Origin of the sequence: uncultured Microbacterium sp. (assembly GCF_947488465.1) — a bacterium.
In the GTDB taxonomy this organism is placed as follows: Bacteria; Actinomycetota; Actinomycetes; order Actinomycetales; family Microbacteriaceae; genus Microbacterium.
This window is the reverse complement of the sequence record NZ_CANKZA010000003.1, coordinates 167,436-185,495: the sequence shown is the minus strand read 5'-3', so window position 1 is coordinate 185,495 and position 18,060 is coordinate 167,436. Positions and strand designations below refer to the sequence as shown.

Sequence of the window (18,060 nt, the reverse complement as noted above, 5' to 3'; positions counted from 1 at the left end):
CGACTACGCTCAAAGCATGACCGGCTGGAGCAACTACCTATTTGGCGCTGTGGTCTTCTTCGGAGCCGGCAGCATGATGCTTAGTCGCACAGTGTCGGAATGGTGGACGACCACCTCGATCGCCGTTACATTCCTCGCAGCGCTGGTCTTCCTGGTTCGCAGCATCATCGAATACCGCAGCTCCCGCAGCGCCCCAAAGGATTCGGAACACATCTCGCTCATTTGAGTGGCGTGGACCGCTGTGCGGCTAGCTCTTTCGGCGACCCGTTTCGAGCCAGGGCCCTGCGACCCTCCTGCGTCCTGTCAGGCGACGACCAGAGGCTGCACGTCGTGTGACTTGTCCTCGAGTTCGCGCGCGAGGTCGTAGGCGGTCTGCATGGCCATCCAGGCCCGCGCCGTACTGACGCCTGACCGTTCGAGGCGGATCGCAAGGTTCGGGCTCACTCCGGAGTGTCCGTGGATGACCCGGCTGAGCGTGACGCGAGCCACGCCGAGCCGCGCGGCAGCCTCAGCGACGCTCAGGCCGAGTTCGCCGATCACATCTTCCCCAATGATTTCGCCGGGGTGGGGCGGGTTCTTCATCATGGTCTTCTCCCCCTTCAGTGGTAGTCCTGGTAATCCACGAGTTCGACGTCCTGCCCGACGAACCGAAAAGTCACTCGCCCGTTGCCGTTCACCCAAACCGACCAGTGGCCGGCCAAGTCGCCCCTCAGCTCATGGGTGCGGAATCCGGGGATCGAAAGATCGGCCGACGCCTGAGCGACATCGAGCACACCCAGGATGCGGATGAGCTTTGGAGCATGCGCAGGCTGTACACCCTTCTTCGACCCCGACTCGTAGAGAGCTTGCAGGCCCTTATGCCGGAAGCCGACGATCACCCGGCGAGTGTATCGCGTATCGCATCGCGATACAACCGATCCGGACTGACCCACCGTCCGCAAACGGGTCCCGAAGCCTCACGTTCCGTGACAACATTTTGACAACATCTGTTCGCATTTCGATGTTTTCATCTGTTGCCGAGCATGCCAGAAAACCGCGGAAAATCAACGATCGGCGTCAAATGTCAACGGGTCGAAATCCGCCTGCGTGGGTTCGAGCCCCACGGGGCCCACCCTTCTTTCACCGCCCCGATCCCTTGTAACACTGGGATCGCGGCCTGTCGACGCGATCCGCGCAGATGGTTGACCGAACCCGGTAATCGCAAAGTGGTACGCTTTGACGTACTACTTAGGGAGGCAGAGATGACTGCAATCACCGCGACTGAGGCCCGTAAGACTCTTTTCGGCCTCATCCAGCAGGTCAATGAAGACCACACGGCCGTCGAGGTTGTTTCGCGTCACGGAAACGCCGTCCTTCTGTCGAAGGACGATTACGACGCGATGACCGAAACTGCGTATCTGCTCCGCAACCCTGCCAACGCTGACCGGCTGCTCGCCGCAATCGAGCGCGCCCGTCGCGAAGATTTCGAACAGCACGACCTCCTCGACGCGTGACGCGAACGATCGGGTTCGACCCGAACGCGTGGGAGGACTACGTCTACTGGCAGACGCAGGATCGCAGGACGCTGAAGCGCATCAATCAGCTGATCGCAGCCGTAATTCGGGATCCCTTCGCGGGGATCGGCAAACCCGAACCGCTCAAGCACATTCTCTCGGGCGCGTGGTCACGCCGAATCGATGACAAGAACCGCCTGGTCTACTACGTCACCGATAGCCACGTCATCATTCTCCAAGCCCGCGACCACTATTGACTCCCGACACGATTCCTCCGCCGCTGGAATCGACGTGTGCCGACCATACGTGGTTCGATCATGATCCGCGTGGCAGATCTCACAGGGCCCGATAGCTGCGCCGTCGCTCGTCTCGGTGAGGGGCACCTGACGCAGACCGAACGCGAGGAAGCCCTACATCTGGGCGACTCTGCCGAGGCCCCAGGGCTTCCCGCGCGATATCGCTCAGCGGTTGATGAGCCCGTGGGCGACTGCGCAGATTCCGTCGCCTACGTCGCCGAATTGGACTCAACCGGTTAGACACCCTGTCTGACAGTCCACCAGATAGCGACTGGCCCGGTCGAGGTCGGCGGCACGGGGATCACAATGATCGAATGGAGTACGAACTCGACGATGACCCTGTCCGCATCCAGCTCGACATGATCTGGGGCTGGCTGTCGACAGAGGCCTACTGGGGCCGACAGCGCACTCGTGTCGACATCGACACCCAGATCGCCGCTGCGTGGCGCGTTGTCGGCGTCTACTGCGGCGACACCGGAGAGCAAGTGGGTTTTGCTCGCGCCGTATCTGACGGCGTCAACTTCGCGTATCTCGCCGACGTCTTCGTGATCGAGGCGCACCGAGGCCAGGGGCTCGGCAAACGCATCCTGCAACACATGATCGACGACGGCCCTGGACGCGACTTCAGATGGACGCTCTTCACCGGGGATGCGCACGGGCTGTACCAGCAGTTCGGTTTCACAGCCCCCGATACGACCGCGATGGTCCGATCAGCGCGATGACGGAGTGCCTGCGCCGAGATGTCACTCCGCGGCGACGGTGTACCGCACAGGGACAGTGGTCTGATTCGAGGTGTACATGATCACAACGTCTCCGAAGATCACGGAGCCGTCTCTGGCGAAGAAGACGAGCTCGTTGTTGTCCGGCCGCAACGTGGGTTCTCCTTGGGTGATCGCCGGAATAATCTCGTGCCAGGTGCGCTCGACTTCGATCGCTGCTTCCCGAACTCGGCAAGACGAATCCGCCGGCCGTCTCTTCAGACGCCCGGTAGCGGGCGACCTGGGTGACCTCGGTGCCAATGGGCCCGCGGCTTTCGATGGTGGACATGAGCTCAGCTCTCTTTCGACGTGAAGCTGTTCGCGCACGCGAACGGCGTTGTCAGTTAGAAGTAGTGCCCTGCCAGCTTGTAAATACGTCCACCACCGGCAACCACCCGCACTCCCCTCTTGCCTCGAGTGCCTTTCGACCAGCACACCGACCTACCTCGGGTCGACTACCCTTCTCGACATGACGAATCAGCCGCCCATCGACGACATCCCAATCGGGGGCGACAGCATCCGGCTCGGTCAGTTCCTGAAGTTCGCGGGAGTGCTCGACTCGGGCGGCGAGGTGAAAGAAGCCATCATCGACGGCTTCGTCACCGTGAACGGTGAGGTCGATCGACGCCGTGGACGACAGCTACAGATCGGCGATGTCGTCAGCTTCGAAGGGCGCTCGGTCCGCGTCCGTCCGTAGAACGGATCAGTTGTAGGTCATGGAGGGGCCGAGCGCAGAGAACAGCGCCCCCAAGAACCAGAAGACCCACGCGAACGCCGCGATGTAGCAGGCGGCCGTCGCGGCGATCCAGACCCACAACGGCGCCCATGACCCCCGTACCGTGCGCGCACCCAGCACGACTGCGCGCCCGATCATGTACACGGCGACACCGAAGCTCAGCAGGCCGAAGAAAGCCCAGGCCCAGTGGAACGGGCGGACGATTCCGCGCCTGCCCAACTCTCGCCAATCGAGCCAGCTGAAGAGGATGAAGAGGGCTATGGCCCCCCAGCTGACGAACGAGATCAGCAGCGAGTTCAGCTGCCAGGTGACCAGGTACGACGAATCGGCCCCGGTGGCAGCGGTCGCCGCGATCGCGTCGATGAAGCCGGGCCAGTCCATCAGGAAGATCGTGAAGAACGGCAAAACCGAGGCTGCGATCGCCAGCCACACCCACACCGTGGAGGTCGGCACATCGATCTTCGCCGGCGCCGAGGGAACGGCGGCGTAACCGGCCACGGGAGACGCGTGCGCCGTCCACTGCCCGCCGTCCCACCACCGTGTACCGGGCGCGCCGGACGGATCGGGATACCAGCCGGCGGGGATGCTCATCGGATGCTCTCCTGGAGTTCGGCGCCCGCGTGGGCGAGTTCGGCGAGGGCGGCGGCGCTGGATTCTGGGTGCACTCCGGCGATCAGATCGGTGAAGACGCGGATGCGGCGACCCGCCGCGACGGCATCCAACGCGGAGGCACGCACACAGTAGTCGGTGGCGATCCCGACGATGTCCACGTCGAGAATCCCGTGTTGTTCGAGCAACTCCCTGGCCGTGCGCCCGTCATCGGCGTGCCCCTCGAAGAGCGAATAGGCCGGCTTCCCCTGCCCCTTCTTCAGGTGGTGCGTGACCGCGGCGGTGTCGAATCCCTCGTCATACTCGGCACCATCCGTTCCTGCGACGCAGTGCGCAGGCCAGGTGTCGATGAAGTCGGGCTCGGCAGAAAAATGACCCCCGTTGTCGGACTCACCTTCGTGCCAATCACGCGAAGCGACGACGATCTCGTAGTCGGCGGCGTGCTCCGCCAGAAAGGCGGTGATGCGCTCTGCGACCGCATCACCCCCCTCGACGCCCAGCGCACCGTGCTCGGTGAAGTCATTCTGGACGTCGACGATGAACAGTGCCCGGGTCATTCTCCGAGCGTAGCCCGGTACTCCGCTCGCGTCATCGCCGGAGTCGACTCCGACGCCGGCGGGTCGGTGCGCGCCAGTTTCGAGGGCCACCAGATCGCCTTGCCGATGTCGTACGAGACGGCCGGAACGAGCAACGACCGCACCAGGAAGGTGTCCAGGAGCACACCGAACGCCACGATGAAGGCGAGCTGGGCGAGGAACAGGATGGGGGTCACGCCGAGCGCGGCGAACGTCGCCGCCAGCACGAGGCCGGCCGACGTGATCACGCCGCCGGTGGCGACGAGTCCGCGCAGGATCCCCGGTCTCGTGCCGTGGACGAGAGACTCTTCCCGCACGCGCGACATCAAGAAGATGTTGTAGTCCACCCCGAGCGCGACAAGGAACACGAAGCCGTAGAGCGGCACCGCCGGGTCACCCCCCGGGAAGCCCAGGACATGGTTGAACACGAGCGCGCTGACGCCGAGCGCGGCGCCGAACGAGAGAATGACGCTCAGCATCAGGAGCACGGGTGCAAGGACCGCCCGCAGCAGCAGCATGAGGATGACGAGGATCACGACGAGGATCGTCGGAATGATGATCGTCCGGTCGCGGATCGACGTGTCGTTCGTGTCGACGTCGACGGCGGTCGTCCCACCCACGAGCGCAACACCCTCGCCCAATGTCGACGTGAACTCAGTGCGCAGCGAGCGGATCGTGTCTTCCGCAGCGATCGAGTCGGCGGCATCCGTCAATGTGCCGACGACCAGCACGTCCCCGCCGGAGACCGTGGGTGCGGGCGCGGCTGTTCCGGGCGGCCCCTGCACGGTGAACACCGGCTCTCCCGCGTCGAGGGTGACGCCGACCTGACCGGTGGGGCTGTCCGCCGAGACGACCGAGACCGCATCGACTCCGGCATCCGCCTCCAGGACACCGACCGTCTCCGCCAGGTTGTCTTCCGCGACCATGACGTAGACGGGGCTGCCCGAGCCTGCGGGGAAGTGCTCGGCGAGCACGTCTTGCCCGTCGCGGGCCTCGGAGACACCCAGGACGAGGTCGCTCGCGGGAACGCCGTCGGCCTTCAACTGCAGCACGCCGACGGATGCCGCCAGCAGAACAACCGTGCATGCGATCCAGATCGGTCGCGCATGCCGGGCGACGAAACGCGCCTGGCGAGGCCAGAGACCCGCGATCGGCTGAGTGAGGGCGTCGGGGAGGTCTGTCGCCCCCTTCTTCGGGATGAACGGCCAGAATGCGGCCCGACCTACGAGTGCAAGGAGGGCCGGCAAGAAGGTGAGCGCCGACAAGACCGAGAACACGATGCCGATCGAGGCGATCGGCCCGAGCGCCCGGTTGCTGGCAAGGTCACTGAGCAGAAGGCAGAGGAGCCCGGCGATGACCGTGCCGCCGGAAGCGACGATCGGCTCGAAGGCGCCCTTCCACGCCGCGACCGTGGCGTGCCATCGCCGCAGCCCGGCGCCGATCGCCTCGCGGAAACGTGCGACGTACAGCAGCGCGTAATCGGTGGCCGCACCGATGACGAGGATGAAGAGGATCCCCTGCACTTGGCCGTTGAGCACGACGATCTCGGCTTTGGCGAGCCAGAACACCGTCAACAGGGCCACGCACAGGGCGAACACCGATGTGAGCAACACGAGGATCGGGAGCAGAGGTGAGCGGTAGACGATCACCAAGATGATGAAGACGGCGCCGAGCGCGACACCGAGCAGGAGTCCGTCGATCCCCAGGAAGCCCTTCACGAGGTCGGCGGTGAAGCCCGCAGGGCCCGTGACCCACGCTTCCAACCCATCCGGCAGGTCGTCGGTGAGCGCGGTCCGGATGGCTTCGACGGTCTCGCCGACGTCGCCGGTCGAGTCGATCGGCACGAACACCTGCGCCGCTTCACCGTCTTCCGACACGAGCGCGGGTGACAGCTCCCCCACTCCTTCGACGTCGCCGAGCGCCGCGACCGCGTCATTGATCTGCGCCTGCTGGTCGCTGGACAGCTCGCCGTCGCCGGTGATGACCACGACAGCCGGAATCGTGTCTCCGCCGGTGAAATCGGCGAGTCGCTCCTGTACCTGAGTGGCTTCGGCACTGGCCGGCAGGAACGACGACTGGTCGTTCGTGGCCACCTCGTCGACACGGCCGAAGGTCGGGCCGCCCACGGATCCGCCGATCAGCCAAATGAGGACGAGCAGTGAGGGGATGCCGATACGCAACCAACGCGAGGGAGTCGAGCTCATATTGCTAGCTTATCTAGCAATATGAGCTTCTCGTGCAATCTGTTTTCGATCGGATCAGGCGGCGAGAACGATCCATCCGGCAATGAAGGACACGATCCCCAGGGCGAGCATGGCTGCCGCACCGATCATCGTCGCGCGCAGCGCCGGAGGGCGAGGAGTCAGTCGCATCCGATCACGCCACCCGTGTCGATACCAGATCGGCACCGTGGCCCGCGATGCGATCGCCGCATGGTCAGACGAGGCCGGCACTGCGCTGTTGGGGTCGCCGTCAGCGTCGAACCATCGCAGAATCGGTTCACCGCTGTCACGATCCACGATCGCTTCGGCCGGCATCCAGGTGCCGTCCGCGGCCCAGACGATCACCGCGACCACAGCGAGCGTGAGAAAGCCGGCGACACCGACCCACGTGAAGATCTCGAAGAGGATGTCGGCCGTGCGATCCACGGAGTTCTCCTCCCGGGGGAACCATTGGAGCCACCTGTCAGGATCGAACTGACGGCCTGCTCATTACGAGTGAGCTGCTCTACCACTGAGCTAAGGTGGCGCACGTCGCCGGAGCGCTATGCACGATCATCGATCCTACAGGGTGGATCGGTCGGCCGCGAACCAGCGCGGGAGCCTACGGTGTCGACATGTTACGTCCGGATTGGCCCGGTCCCCGGCATCCGTCTACCGTCGAAACGGCACCGCGATGAGGCGAGCGCGGTCTTCACTGGACTCTCCGCGCTCCGCGGTGCCCCGATCCACAAGGAGCACCACCATGTCGAAGCCCACCATCTTCCGCGGCAAGGGCCTGGCCGCCGCGGCCCTCGCTCTCCCGCTGGCTCTTCTGCTCGGCGCGTGCGCGGGGGGATCCAGCGATCCGGCCGCCAGCGGCGACGCAACCGCCGAACCCGTCCGGATCGGCGTCGTCGGGGCCGGAGAGCCGTACTGGGAGACCTACACCGAGGCCGCCGCTGCCGAAGGAATCGAGGTCGAAATCGTGAACTTCGACTCGTACGACCAGCCGAACCCGGCGCTGTCGGCGGGCGAGCTCGATCTCAACCAGTTCCAGCACATCATCTACCTCGCGACCTACAACGTTGCCGCAGACGATGACCTGCAGCCCATCGGTGCGACCGCGATCTACCCGCTCGGCCTCTACTCGACGAAGTACTCCGACGTTGCCGACATCGCAGAGGGCGACACGATCGCCGTGCCCAACGACGAGTCCAACCAGGCGCGTGCGCTGCTGGTCCTCCAGTCGGCCGGCCTCATCGAACTGAAGGACGGCGGCTCGATCTTCTCGACCGTCGCCGACATCGAAGACGGCTCGAAGGTGAAGGTCGAAGCCGTCGCCGCCGACTTCACCGCCTCGTCGCTCCCTGACTTCGCCGGCGCCGTCGTCAACAACGACTTCGTCGCGAAGTCTGGACTCACCAGCGACCAGCTGCTGGCTCAGGACGACCCGACCGATGCGTCAGCGTTCCCGTACATCAACATCTTCGCGGCGAAGGCGGAGGATGCTGAGAACCCGACGTACCTGAAGCTCGTCCAGATCTACCAGGAGACGCAGGCCGTCACGGACGGCGTGGTCGAGGCTTCCGGCGGCAGCGCACTGCTTCTCACGACACCGGTCGCCGACCTCGTCGCTTCGCTGACGGAGACCGAGGAATCGATCCGCGGCCAGCAGTAACACCCCGTTCCGGATGCGGCCCGTTCCCCGAACGGGCCGCATCCGCGTGTCATCCCAGGAGTCACCATGACCCTCATTCGCCTCACCGGCGTCACGAAGGCGTTCCCCCCGTCCGGCCCGGGAGCCGAGCCCGTCGTCGCCGTAGATGACGTCACACTCGAGATCGCCGCAGGCGAGATCTGCGGCATCATCGGCTACTCCGGCGCCGGAAAGTCGACCGTCCTCCGGCTCGTCAACGCGCTGGAGACACCGTCTTCCGGTGCGGTCGAGATCGATGGCAGCGACATCACCCGCCTCAGCGAGCGCAACCTGCGCCGGCTGCGCGGCGACATCGGCATGATCTTCCAGCAGTTCAATCTCTTCGACTCCCGCACTGTCGCGGGTAACGTCGCCTACCCCCTCGAAGTCGCCGGTCGCCCCCGGGCGGAGATCCGCGCGCGCGTCGCCGAACTGCTCGCGTTCGTCGGGCTGGCCGACAAAGCCAAGAACTACCCGGAGCAGCTGTCCGGTGGGCAAAAGCAGCGCGTCGGCATCGCTCGCGCACTCGCAACGAGCCCCCGCATCCTCCTCGCGGACGAGGCGACCAGCGCACTCGACCCCGACACGACCGGCGAAGTGCTCGCTCTGCTGAAGCGGGTGAACGTCGAACTCGGGATCACGATCCTCGTGATCACGCACGAGATGGATGTCATCCGACATCTCGCCGATCGTGTCGTCGTGATGGAACACGGGCGCGTGATCGAACAGGGCGCGGTGTTCGACATCCTCTCCGCACCACAGCATGCGGCGACAGCCCGTTTCGTCTCCAGCATCATCGAAGACGTCCCCACGGGTGAAGATCTTGCGGTGCTGCGCGAGCGACACCCCGGTCGCATCGTGACCCTCGACGTCCGCGAAGGAACCGCCGCGCAAGCCGATGTGTTCGCCGCGCTCGCTGATGAAGGCGTGCGCTTCGAAGTCGTACACGGGGGCATCAACGACATCCGCGGCCGCGTCTTCGGTCATCTGACGCTCGCCCTTACCGGCGCGCAGGATGCCGTGGATCGCGCACTCGTGGCCGCGGCTGCGTTCGCCACCCTGTCCGAGGAGGACAGCCGTGGATAGGCTCATCGACCTGCTGCCGGAACTGTGGGCAGCCACCGCGGAAACCCTCTACGTAGCCAGCGCCGCACTCATCCTCGGCGGTATCGGCGGACTCATTCTCGGGATGGCCCTGTACGCCACCCGGCCAGGGAGCCTCTTCCCGAACCGTGCCGTCTTCGGGATTCTCAACGTGATCGTGAACACGATCCGGCCGATCCCGTTCATCATCCTGCTCGCCGCGGTACAGCCACTCGCCCGGAGCGTCGGGATCCCCGGAATCGGCGTGACCTTCGGAATCTTCGCCATCACGATCGCCTCGCTGTTCGCGATCAGCCGCATCGTCGAGCAGAACCTTCTGACGGTGCGCCCGGGTGTGATCGAGGCGGCACGAGCCGCTGGCGCAAGCAGGTCGCGCATCCTCTTCCGCCTCGTGCCCCGCGAAGGCCTCGGCCCCCTCATTCTGGGCTACACGTTCGTGGTTGTCGCCCTCGTCGATATGACGGCAATGGCCGGGGCCGTCGCGGCCGGCGGCCTCGGCGAGTTCGCGATCAACTACGGGTTCAAGCAGTTCAATCCGTGGGTGACGTGGGCAGCCGTGCTCATCATCATCGTGATCGTGCAGGCCGTGCAGTTCTTCGGAAACTGGCTGGCACGCCGCATCCTTCGGCGCTGACCCGCGCGTGGATCACGCGCCGCAGGTCACATCGGCGGCGGGGACGGTGCCGTCGATGAGATAGGCCTCGACGGCAGCATCCACACACGCGTTGCCCTTGTTGTACCCGGTGTGCCCTTCGCCTTCGCGGGTGATCAGCACGCCGGAGGCGAGCTGATCGGCGAGCGAGACCGACCAGGCGTAGGGCGTGGCAGGGTCGTTCGTCGTGCCGACGACGAGGATCGGTGCCGCTCCGTCCGCGCTGATCTTCTCGCGCACCCCGGTGGGCGGATAGGGCCAGACGGCACAGACGTCCACACCCTGCCAGTACGGAGCAATCGTCGGCGCTTCGGCCGCGATCTTCGCGTCGGCCGCATCCTGATCTGCCTCCGACGTATCGAGGGGATAGTCCATGCAGTTGTAGGCACGGAACGCTTCCGTCGAATTGTCGGCATACGTCCCATCGGCATTGCGTCCGTTGTAGAAGTCGGCGAGCTGAAGCGCCATCGATCCATCGCCCTGGAGCGCAGCCGAGAGCGCCTGCGTCAGAGAAGACCAACTCTCTCGCGCGTAGAGGGCGGCGATGATGCCGGTGAGCAGGTTGTCCGCGCCGAGCATCCGACCGTCCGACCCGGGCAGTGGGTCGGCATCCGCACTGGCCAACAGCGTCGCGAGGTCGCCCATGGCCTGGTCCGCTGTGCCCGTGAACGGGCAGTCCCGCCCGCTCACGCAGTCAGCCATGTAGGCGCGCAACGCCGACTCGAAACCGACGGCTTGCGTGGTTCCGACGTCGAGCCCGGACACCGAGGGGTCGATCGCCCCGTCGAGCACCAGGCGTCCGACCCGCTCAGGAAAGAGCTTCGCGTAGGTCGCCCCGAGGAAGGTGCCATAGGAGTACCCGAGGTAGTTCAGCTTCGGATCTCCCAGCACCCCGCGCAGCAGATCCATGTCGCGGGCGGAGTTGTCCGTCGTGATGTAGGGCAGGATGCCGCCGGAGTTCGCCTCGCATGCCTCGACGAAGCCGACATTGCGGTCGGTGAGCTCCGCGGTCCATCCCTCGCTCCCCCGGGGATCGGCCGGGATGTCGTAGAGCATGGCATCCATGCCGGCCGCATCGAGGCACGCCACCGCGGTCGAGCGGCCCACTCCCCGCGGATCGAAGCCGATCACGTCATACGCCTCGAGGAGAGGAGCGCCGACCGCGAAGGTCGCTGAGTCGGCAACCAGGTCATAGCCGCTGGCGCCCGGACCACCGGGGTTCGTCAGGAGGGAGCCGAGAGCTGTGCCGCCCGTTGCCGCACGACGGATGACCGCGAGTTCGATGGTCCCCGAAGCCGCATCGGCCCAGTCCAGTGGCGCCGTCACGGTCGCACAGTCGTAGGCGCCGGCATCGGCACCCACGCAGCTCTGCCAATCGAGGCTCTGAGCGTAGAACTCCTCGAAGCCTGCGGGTGCGCCGTTCAGATCGGGCTCGCGACTGGGCGCCGGGGTCGCGGAACCCTCGGGCGGGATCGCCGAATAGAGGCACCCGGTGAGGGTGAGAGCGGCCACAGCCAGGCCGGCCACAGCGGCGAGAAGACGTCGACGATAGGTCACGGAGTCCTTCCGCTCGCGACGGTCACGAGCATGCTTTCGAGGGCCAACACCGGGGCTGCGTTGCCCTCGAGGTTCGAACGGGTCGCGGAGATGCGGTCGAGCACCGTGAGTGTGCGCCGCGATGTCCACGAGGCGGCGAGCGAGGTGAGCTCATCCTGCAGCTCACGATTGATGAGGTCACCAGGACGCCCGAGTTGCAGCATGAGCGTGTCGCGGAACATCGACTCGAGATCGGTGAGCACCCGGTCGATCCCGTCGCGGAGACTGCGCGTCGCGCGACGCTTCTGATCGTCCTCGAGCGCGTTGAGCTGGCCACGCACAGCCGGGGGCACGGCCGCGCCCGCGGCGATCCCGAGCGTCCGCAGCAACGCTTCACGCTCTGCCTCATCGCGTTCTGCGGTGAGCGCTTTGGCATCATCCGTCGCGAGCTGCACGATGCGCGCCGCGGTCTCGACCGCGTCGCCCACACCGCGCACCGCGAGAACACGCCGGAGCGTCTCTTCCCGTCGCGCGCGGGCATCGGCATCCGTCGCCAACCGCTGAGCCATGCCGATGTGCCGTTGCGCGAGACGGGCGGACTGCTCGGCAACGGCCGCATCGACACCCGTCCGCGACGTGATCAATCGCGCGACATCGGTGACCTCGGGCTCGCGGAGCCGCAGCGTGCGCACGCGAGACCGAATCGTCGGGAGCAGATCGGCGTCGCTCGGTGCGCAGAGGATCCACACGGTGCGCTCGGGTGGCTCTTCGAGCGCCTTCAGGAGAACATTGCTCGTGCGCTCGACCATCCGATCGGCGTCTTCCATGACCATCACGCGATAACGGCCGAGTGAGGGCGAGAAGTACGAGCGTTCGACGAGCGCCCGCGCATCTTTGATCGAGATGATGACGCCTTCGGTCCGCAGCGCCGTCAGATCCGGGTGGGTGCCGGCGAGCACCTGCCGCATGGCTGCCTCATCCCCCGGCTCGGCGATCAGAGCCGCCGCGAACGCGGAGGCGAGGGTCGATCGGCCCGACCCCGGAGGACCGGTGATCAGCCACGCGTGCGCGAGTTGGGCCGGATCACTCGCCGCCGCCTGCAGCTGGGAGAGTGCCTCGTCCTGCCCCCAGACATCACCCCACGGGAACGCGGGGGCAAGGGCGGCGGTCATGACATCCAGCCTATGCGGTGCCACCGACGCTCACCCCGAGCGCGAGGGCCACGCGCGCACGGACGGCAGCGGCGAGGTGCTCAACGGGCAAAGAGGCATCGAGCACGAGGAAGCGGTCCGGCTCGGCGTCCGCGAGGTCGAGGAACGCTCCGCGCACACGCTCGTGGAACTCCGCCTTCTCCGCCTCGAGCCGGTCGAACGGCTTGTCCGCGGCATCCAGTCGCCGACGGGCGGATGCCGGGTCCAAGTCCAGCAGCACCGTCACATCGGGCAGCGCACCCTCGGCAGCCCAGAGCGACAGGTCGCGGATCTCACCGGCATCCAGTACCCGTCCGGCACCCTGGTAGGCGACCGAGGAGTCGAGATAGCGGTCTTGGATCACGACGTCGCCGCGCGCGAGAGCGGGCCGAACAAGCGTCGCGACGTGGTGTGCGCGATCGGCCGCGTACAGCAGCGCCTCGGCACGGGGGGCGACCTCACCGCGGTGATGCAGCACGATGTCACGGACGAGGTTGCCGACGTCGGTGCCGCCGGGTTCGCGCGTGCGGACGACCGTGCGCCCGCACTCTCGCAGCCAGCTCTCGAGGAGCGCCGCTTGGGTCGTCTTCCCCGACCCGTCGCCGCCTTCGAAGGTGACCCAGAGCCCCGCCGGCATCACTTCTTCTTGGCAGCGGGCTTGCGGGTCGTCGCCGCGCGCCGCGTCGTGCGCTTGGGTGCAGGACCCTTCGCGCGCTTGTCAGCGAGCATCTGCACGGCGATCTCGAACGTGATGTCATCCGGCGTCTGACCGCGCGGGATCGTCACATTCGTGGTGCCGTCGGTGACATAGGCGCCGAATCTGCCGTCCTTGATGCGGATCGGCTTCTCGCTGACCGGGTCTGCTTCGAATTCCTTGATCGACGTCGCCGCGCGATTGGCGTACTTCGGCTGCGCGTAGATCTCGAGGGCCTGCTCGAGGGTCAGGTCGAAGATGAGGTCTTCGCTGGCGATCGACCGCGAGTCGGTGCCTTTCTTGATGTACGGGCCGTACGGGCCGTTCTGGGCAGTGATCGGCGTCTGCGTCTCCGGGTCCAGCCCCACGGTGCGCGGCAGCGAGAAGAGCTTCAGTGCCGTGTCGAGATCGATCGTCTCCGGCGACATGCTTTTGAACAGCGATGCTCGACGGGGCTTGGGCGCGACCTCTTTCTTCGCGCCGCGCTTCTTCGGGGCGTCGGGATCGACGACCGGCTCTTCCACGGGAGGCAGGACTTCTTCGAGGTACGGACCGAAGCGTCCGTCCTTCACGACGATGTCGAGGCCCGTTTCCGGGTTCTGCCCCAGCACACGATCGCCCGCGATCGGAGCGTCGATGAGCTCCAGCGCCTTCTCGGGCGTCAGCTCATCGGGTGCCAGGTCTTCCGGCACGTTGACGATCCGAGTCGTGCCGTCCTCGTTGGGGACGTCGAGGTACGGACCGTACTTGCCGAAGCGGAGCGTCGCAACGTCACCGATCGGGTTCGCGTTGATCTCGCGGGCATCGATCTCCCCGAGGTTGTCGACGATGTTGCGCAAGCCCACGTGGTTGTCCGAACCGAAATAGAACTCGTTCAACCAATCGACACGCTGCTGCTCTCCCCGCGCGATCGCGTCGAGATCGTCTTCCAGCGCCGCCGTGAAGTCGTAATCGACCAAATCGGCGAAGTGCTGCTCCAGAAGACGCACGATGCTGAAGGCGAGCCAGCTCGGGATGAGTGCCTGGCCACGCTTGGTGACGTAGCCACGGTTGATGATGACGTCGATGATGCTCGCGAACGTGGACGGGCGTCCGATGCCCTTTTCTTCCAGCGCCTTCACGAGGCTCGCCTCGGTGTAGCGCGGCTTCGGGCTGGTCGCGTGACCCTTCGGGTCGACGTCGGTCAGCTGCACGACATCGCCCACCGCGAGGATCGGTAGCGACTGATCCTCGTCTCGGTCCGAGTCGGCACGCTTCTCGTCGCGACCCTCTTCGTAGGCCTCGAGGAATCCCTTGAAGGTGTAGACGGTGCCGGATGCGGTGAACGCCGCCACCTGGCCGGCCGCCGAGGTCTCGAGGGTGATGGTGGTCGTCTCGTACTTCGCATCCGACATCTGGCTGGCGATCGTGCGCTTCCAGATGAGGTCGTAAAGACGCAGTTCGTCGCGGTCGAGACCGGGAGACACCGACGCCGGTGTGCGGAACTCCTCACCGGAGGGACGGATCGCTTCGTGGGCTTCTTGCGCGTTCTTGCTGTTGTTGCGGTAGCTGCGCGGGTTCGGCGGCACGGCACGATCGCCGTACAGCGCGACCGCCTGCGTCCGCGCGGCGGCAATCGCCTGCGTTGAGAGTGCCGTCGAGTCGGTACGCATATAGGTGATGTAGCCCTTTTCGTAGAGCCGCTGCGCGACGCCCATGGCGTGCTTCGCGCTCATCGAGAGCTTTCGGCCCGCTTCCTGCTGCAGGGTCGACGTGGTGAAGGGCGGCTTGGGGCTGCGGGTGCCAGGCTTGGCCTCGACGGCGGTGACCACCGCCGATCCATCGGCCTCGATGGCGCTCGCGAGCTCGCGGGCCTGCGTCTCGGTGAGCACGACGACGGCCTTCTTGAGCTCTCCGCGATCGTCGAAGTCGGTGCCTCGCGCAAGCGGTGCACCGTCGAGTCGAGCCAGACGCGTTCCGAAAGACTCGCCGCCGGTACCGGCTGTCGCCTCGACATCCCAGTAGGAGGCCGAGATGAAGGCCATGCGCTCGCGTTCGCGGTCGACGACGAGGCGGGTGGCGGCAGATTGCACACGACCGGCAGAGGTTCCCTGCCCGACCTTGCGGCGCGTGACGTCGGACACGTCCCATCCGTACAGGCGGTCGAGGATCCGACGGGTCTCCTGCGCGTCGACGAGAGCGAGATCGAGCTCGCGCGTGTTGTCGACCGCTGCGCGGATGGCATCCTTCGTGATCTCGTGGAACACCATGCGCTTGACCGGGACCTTCGGCTTGAGAGCCTCGAGCAGGTGCCATGCGATGGCTTCGCCTTCGCGGTCTTCATCGGTGGCGAGCAGGAGTTCGTCGGCGGTCTTCAGCGCGCGCTTGAGCTCGGCGACGGTCTTCTTGCCGCGATCGCTCTCCACATAAAGAGGAGTGAACCCGTTCTCGATGTCGATGGAGTACTTACCCACCGAGGTCTTCTTCAGTTCGGCCGGGATGTCCTTCTTCTCGGCAAGATCACGAATGTGACCCACCGAGCTGAGAACCTCGTATCCGTCACCCAGGTACCCCTGAATGGACCTCATCTTCGTCGGAGACTCGACGATGACGAGCTTCTTGCCGGTTGCCGTGCGCGCTGCCACGTGGCGTCCTTTCTTCGATGCACACCATACACACCGCGTAGACATGAGGATGCTGGGAGCAGTACCCACCCGTCAGGGTGGCGGCCCGGCACGAGCTCGAGCCGACGCGGGCAGGAGCCCGAAACCCTTCTCGACGTGGACCGTTGCGACGGGTCCGTCCACGTCACATTCGCTCAGTGACGCCCCGCTCCGGGTGACGATCTCGGCCGCTCGCTCGCAGGGGATACCGGCGAGGAGCCCGGATGCGGTGTCGGCGGCGGCGAGGGCCGCGGCATCCGCCGTCGCCGACAGTCGCGTCGCATGTGCGGCCGCAGCACCCAGCGAGGCGCACCCCACGGCAAGGGTGACGGTGACCGCGAGAGCGCCGACCGAGAGCGCAAGACCCGACATCAGCGCCGGCTCATCTCAGCGACCACCCGACAGTGCGCACGAGACCGCACGGAGCGGCGGGAGGGGCAGCGGAAGCGCGACCGCCGCGGTCGCCTCGACGCACACCAGATCGCCGTCCTCGTGGATGCGGGTCGCCGCTGCCCCGGCGATCGCCGAGACGACGGCGCTCGCGCGCGCTTCTCCCTCTCCCCGAGCGACGAGGCGCGCCGCCTGCGCCGCCGCCTGCTCGAGGCGCACCTGGTGGCCCGAGGCCGAGAGCGTCCCCGCCGTCAGCGCGATGATGAGGACGACAGCGGGCACGACGACCGCGAACTCGGCCGTGACCGATCCCCGGTCGTCGCGCCGCCTGATCATGCGACCGTCAGCGCACGGCGGACGAGGTCGGTCAGGATGCCGCGGACTTCGTCCGAGCGCATGATGACCACCAGCAACCCGGCAAAAGCCACGGCGGCCATTGTTGAGCGGATACAGCGCATACGCGGCGCGTCGTCCAGTATCGGCGGTTCCGAGGGTACGCTTAGAACGCCCCCCGAAAGGCCGCAACTTAGGGGTGCCCAGTGCCGAAGAAGATCGACCGCGAGGTCGTCGCCGCGAAAGTGGCGATCGAAGAGGAATGGGCCTACGACCGCCGCGTCGAGCGGCTGTCTTGGCGACAGATGCGCGACCGCTCCGCGCTGCCGGTCGAACAGGGCGGCCTCGGCTATCTGCTCGGCATCGCGACGCTACAGGCGCGCGCCGACGCCTACTTCGCCCAGATCCGCGGAACGCTGCGCGTCGGCGTCGACGAGCGCCGCGCCCGGCAGGAGGGCGAGATCGACGAACTCATCCGGCTCGCGATCGGCGATATCAAGGTGGCCCGCGCGGCCGGCGACGTCAAGGCATCCGCCGACGCTGAACTCCGCCTGCTGCGCTACCAGGAGCGCGAAGCGAAGATCTTCGGCACAGACTCGCCTCAGCGGATCGAGGCGGAGGTCACGAACCGCGACGCCGTGCTCGAAGACCTGAACGCCGCGCTGGTGTCGCTCGGCCGCGAGCCCGTCGAGACGGCCTAGTCGCCATGTCGGGTTGTCGGGCCGCCCCGGTACGGTGAGAGTCCGCTCGGAAGGATGATCCATGTTCAAAGTAGTGTTCGCCGTCGCCCGTATTGATCGGGCGAACCGGGAGTCGCCGATAGAGGCGATCGCTTCGCACACGATCACGGACGCGACGATCGTCCCGCGCGAGGGCGACCGGCTCGTCCTTCGTACCGCCGAGCAGGGAAGCCTTCACCCCGCGTCGATCAAGATCACGAGCGTTGCATCCCTGGCGACGCTGGACGGCTTCTTCGTCGAGGCGCACATCGAGGGCAGCTTCGCTCAGGGCGATCCGCTCTATCTGCGCGAGCGTCGGATCCGTCAGGAATTGAGCGCCCTCGGCTGGACGCTGCTCACGAACGCGCGCCCCCTCGATCCGGGCGTTGACGTCGACGATTACGAAGGCCTCGAGAACTACTGAGCGCACGAGAAG

General features: G+C 66.1%; 22 protein-coding genes, 1 tRNA gene and 1 pseudogene. 10 read left to right on the top strand and 14 right to left on the bottom strand.

Annotated elements, in window-relative coordinates:
• The first annotated feature begins 16 nt into the window (after positions 1–16).
• Entirely contained in the window at positions 17–226 is a 210-nt protein-coding gene (locus tag Q0653_RS08595) for a hypothetical protein (protein ID WP_298944211.1), read from the top strand.
• 77 nt (positions 227–303) lie between these two features.
• On the opposite strand, the gene Q0653_RS08590 is transcribed toward Q0653_RS08595, so the two are convergent.
• Positions 304–585, bottom strand: coding sequence for a HigA family addiction module antitoxin (locus Q0653_RS08590; protein WP_298944208.1), 282 nt, complete (start codon positions 583–585; stop codon positions 304–306).
• 14 nt (positions 586–599) lie between these two features.
• Entirely contained in the window at positions 600–878 is a 279-nt protein-coding gene (locus tag Q0653_RS08585; RefSeq protein ID WP_298944205.1) for a type II toxin-antitoxin system RelE/ParE family toxin, read from the bottom strand.
• Positions 879–1,241: 363 nt separating this feature from the next.
• Between Q0653_RS08585 and Q0653_RS08580 the strand changes: the two genes are divergently transcribed.
• The 4 genes from Q0653_RS08580 (at position 1,242) to Q0653_RS08565 (ending at position 3,244) form a co-directional block, all read left to right on the top strand.
• Positions 1,242–1,493 (top strand): type II toxin-antitoxin system prevent-host-death family antitoxin, encoded by a 252-nt coding sequence (locus tag Q0653_RS08580; RefSeq protein WP_298944203.1) that lies wholly within the window; start codon positions 1,242–1,244, stop codon positions 1,491–1,493.
• A complete protein-coding gene (locus Q0653_RS08575) occupies positions 1,490–1,750 on the top strand; it encodes a Txe/YoeB family addiction module toxin (protein ID WP_298744644.1) in 261 nt (86 codons plus the stop codon). The genes Q0653_RS08580 and Q0653_RS08575 overlap by 4 nt, the downstream gene beginning before the upstream one ends.
• Positions 1,751–2,103: 353 nt before the next feature.
• Entirely contained in the window at positions 2,104–2,511 is a 408-nt protein-coding gene (locus Q0653_RS08570; RefSeq protein WP_298744646.1) for a GNAT family N-acetyltransferase, read from the top strand.
• 505 nt (positions 2,512–3,016) lie between these two features.
• Positions 3,017–3,244: an RNA-binding S4 domain-containing protein gene (locus Q0653_RS08565; RefSeq protein WP_298944201.1), complete on the top strand. Its 228-nt coding sequence runs from the start codon at positions 3,017–3,019 to the stop codon at positions 3,242–3,244.
• A 6-nt stretch (positions 3,245–3,250) separates the two neighbouring features.
• Here the strand turns inward: Q0653_RS08565 and Q0653_RS08560 are convergent, their stop codons facing one another.
• From Q0653_RS08560 to Q0653_RS08540, 5 genes are all read right to left on the bottom strand, one after another.
• Positions 3,251–3,874, bottom strand: coding sequence for a DUF2510 domain-containing protein (locus tag Q0653_RS08560; protein WP_298744652.1), 624 nt, complete (start codon positions 3,872–3,874; stop codon positions 3,251–3,253).
• Positions 3,871–4,449 carry an isochorismatase family protein gene (locus Q0653_RS08555; RefSeq protein WP_298944199.1) on the bottom strand — a complete coding sequence of 193 codons (579 nt, stop codon included), beginning with the start codon at positions 4,447–4,449 and terminating at the stop codon, positions 3,871–3,873. The genes Q0653_RS08560 and Q0653_RS08555 overlap by 4 nt, the downstream gene beginning before the upstream one ends.
• Entirely contained in the window at positions 4,446–6,671 is a 2,226-nt protein-coding gene (locus tag Q0653_RS08550; RefSeq protein ID WP_298944197.1) for an MMPL family transporter, read from the bottom strand. The genes Q0653_RS08555 and Q0653_RS08550 overlap by 4 nt, the downstream gene beginning before the upstream one ends.
• A 54-nt stretch (positions 6,672–6,725) precedes the next feature.
• Complete coding sequence (locus Q0653_RS08545; protein WP_298944195.1) at positions 6,726–7,115, bottom strand: hypothetical protein; 390 nt, start codon at positions 7,113–7,115, stop codon at positions 6,726–6,728.
• Between the two features lie 25 nt (positions 7,116–7,140).
• Positions 7,141–7,215: transfer RNA gene (locus Q0653_RS08540), tRNA-Thr, on the bottom strand.
• Positions 7,216–7,431: 216 nt separating this feature from the next.
• Between Q0653_RS08540 and Q0653_RS08535 the strand changes: the two genes are divergently transcribed.
• From Q0653_RS08535 to Q0653_RS08525, 3 genes are all read left to right on the top strand, one after another.
• Positions 7,432–8,346, top strand: a complete 915-nt coding sequence (locus tag Q0653_RS08535) for a MetQ/NlpA family ABC transporter substrate-binding protein (protein WP_298744661.1) — start codon at positions 7,432–7,434, stop codon at positions 8,344–8,346.
• Between the two features lie 66 nt (positions 8,347–8,412).
• Positions 8,413–9,450: a methionine ABC transporter ATP-binding protein gene (locus Q0653_RS08530; RefSeq protein ID WP_298944192.1), complete on the top strand. Its 1,038-nt coding sequence runs from the start codon at positions 8,413–8,415 to the stop codon at positions 9,448–9,450.
• A complete protein-coding gene (locus Q0653_RS08525; RefSeq protein WP_298744665.1) occupies positions 9,443–10,102 on the top strand; it encodes an ABC transporter permease subunit in 660 nt (219 codons plus the stop codon). Before Q0653_RS08530 ends, Q0653_RS08525 begins: the two co-directional genes overlap by 8 nt.
• A 12-nt stretch (positions 10,103–10,114) precedes the next feature.
• On the opposite strand, the gene Q0653_RS08520 is transcribed toward Q0653_RS08525, so the two are convergent.
• From Q0653_RS08520 to Q0653_RS08490, 7 genes and pseudogenes are all read right to left on the bottom strand, one after another.
• Positions 10,115–11,677, bottom strand: coding sequence for an alpha/beta hydrolase (locus Q0653_RS08520; protein ID WP_298944190.1), 1,563 nt, complete (start codon positions 11,675–11,677; stop codon positions 10,115–10,117).
• Positions 11,674–12,828 (bottom strand): DNA polymerase III subunit delta', encoded by a 1,155-nt coding sequence (locus tag Q0653_RS08515; RefSeq protein WP_298744669.1) that lies wholly within the window; start codon positions 12,826–12,828, stop codon positions 11,674–11,676. Before Q0653_RS08515 ends, Q0653_RS08520 begins: the two co-directional genes overlap by 4 nt.
• A gap of 10 nt (positions 12,829–12,838) precedes the next feature.
• Positions 12,839–13,483, bottom strand: coding sequence for a dTMP kinase (gene tmk, locus Q0653_RS08510; protein ID WP_298944188.1), 645 nt, complete (start codon positions 13,481–13,483; stop codon positions 12,839–12,841).
• Positions 13,483–16,164 (bottom strand): type I DNA topoisomerase, encoded by a 2,682-nt coding sequence (topA, locus tag Q0653_RS08505; protein ID WP_298944186.1) that lies wholly within the window; start codon positions 16,162–16,164, stop codon positions 13,483–13,485. Before topA ends, tmk begins: the two co-directional genes overlap by 1 nt.
• Before the next feature lie 72 nt (positions 16,165–16,236).
• A complete protein-coding gene (locus tag Q0653_RS08500; protein WP_298744675.1) occupies positions 16,237–16,554 on the bottom strand; it encodes an Rv3654c family TadE-like protein in 318 nt (105 codons plus the stop codon).
• 15 nt (positions 16,555–16,569) lie between these two features.
• Positions 16,570–16,908, bottom strand: a complete 339-nt coding sequence (locus tag Q0653_RS08495) for a TadE family type IV pilus minor pilin (RefSeq protein WP_298744677.1) — start codon at positions 16,906–16,908, stop codon at positions 16,570–16,572.
• Positions 16,905–17,097, bottom strand: a pseudogene (locus tag Q0653_RS08490) (DUF4244 domain-containing protein). The gene Q0653_RS08495 and the pseudogene Q0653_RS08490 overlap by 4 nt, the downstream one beginning before the upstream one ends.
• 14 nt (positions 17,098–17,111) lie before the next feature.
• On the opposite strand from Q0653_RS08490, the gene Q0653_RS08485 reads away from it, so the two are divergent.
• Together Q0653_RS08485 and Q0653_RS08480 are read left to right on the top strand one after the other, a co-directional pair.
• The gene (locus tag Q0653_RS08485) at positions 17,112–17,606 is read left to right on the top strand and encodes a hypothetical protein (RefSeq protein WP_298944183.1); all 495 of its coding nucleotides are present in this window, start codon (positions 17,112–17,114) and stop codon (positions 17,604–17,606) included.
• Positions 17,607–17,667: 61 nt separating this feature from the next.
• On the top strand, positions 17,668–18,048 hold the full coding sequence (locus tag Q0653_RS08480; protein ID WP_298944181.1) for a hypothetical protein: 381 nt from the start codon (positions 17,668–17,670) through the stop codon (positions 18,046–18,048).
• The last annotated feature ends 12 nt before the right edge of the window (positions 18,049–18,060 follow it).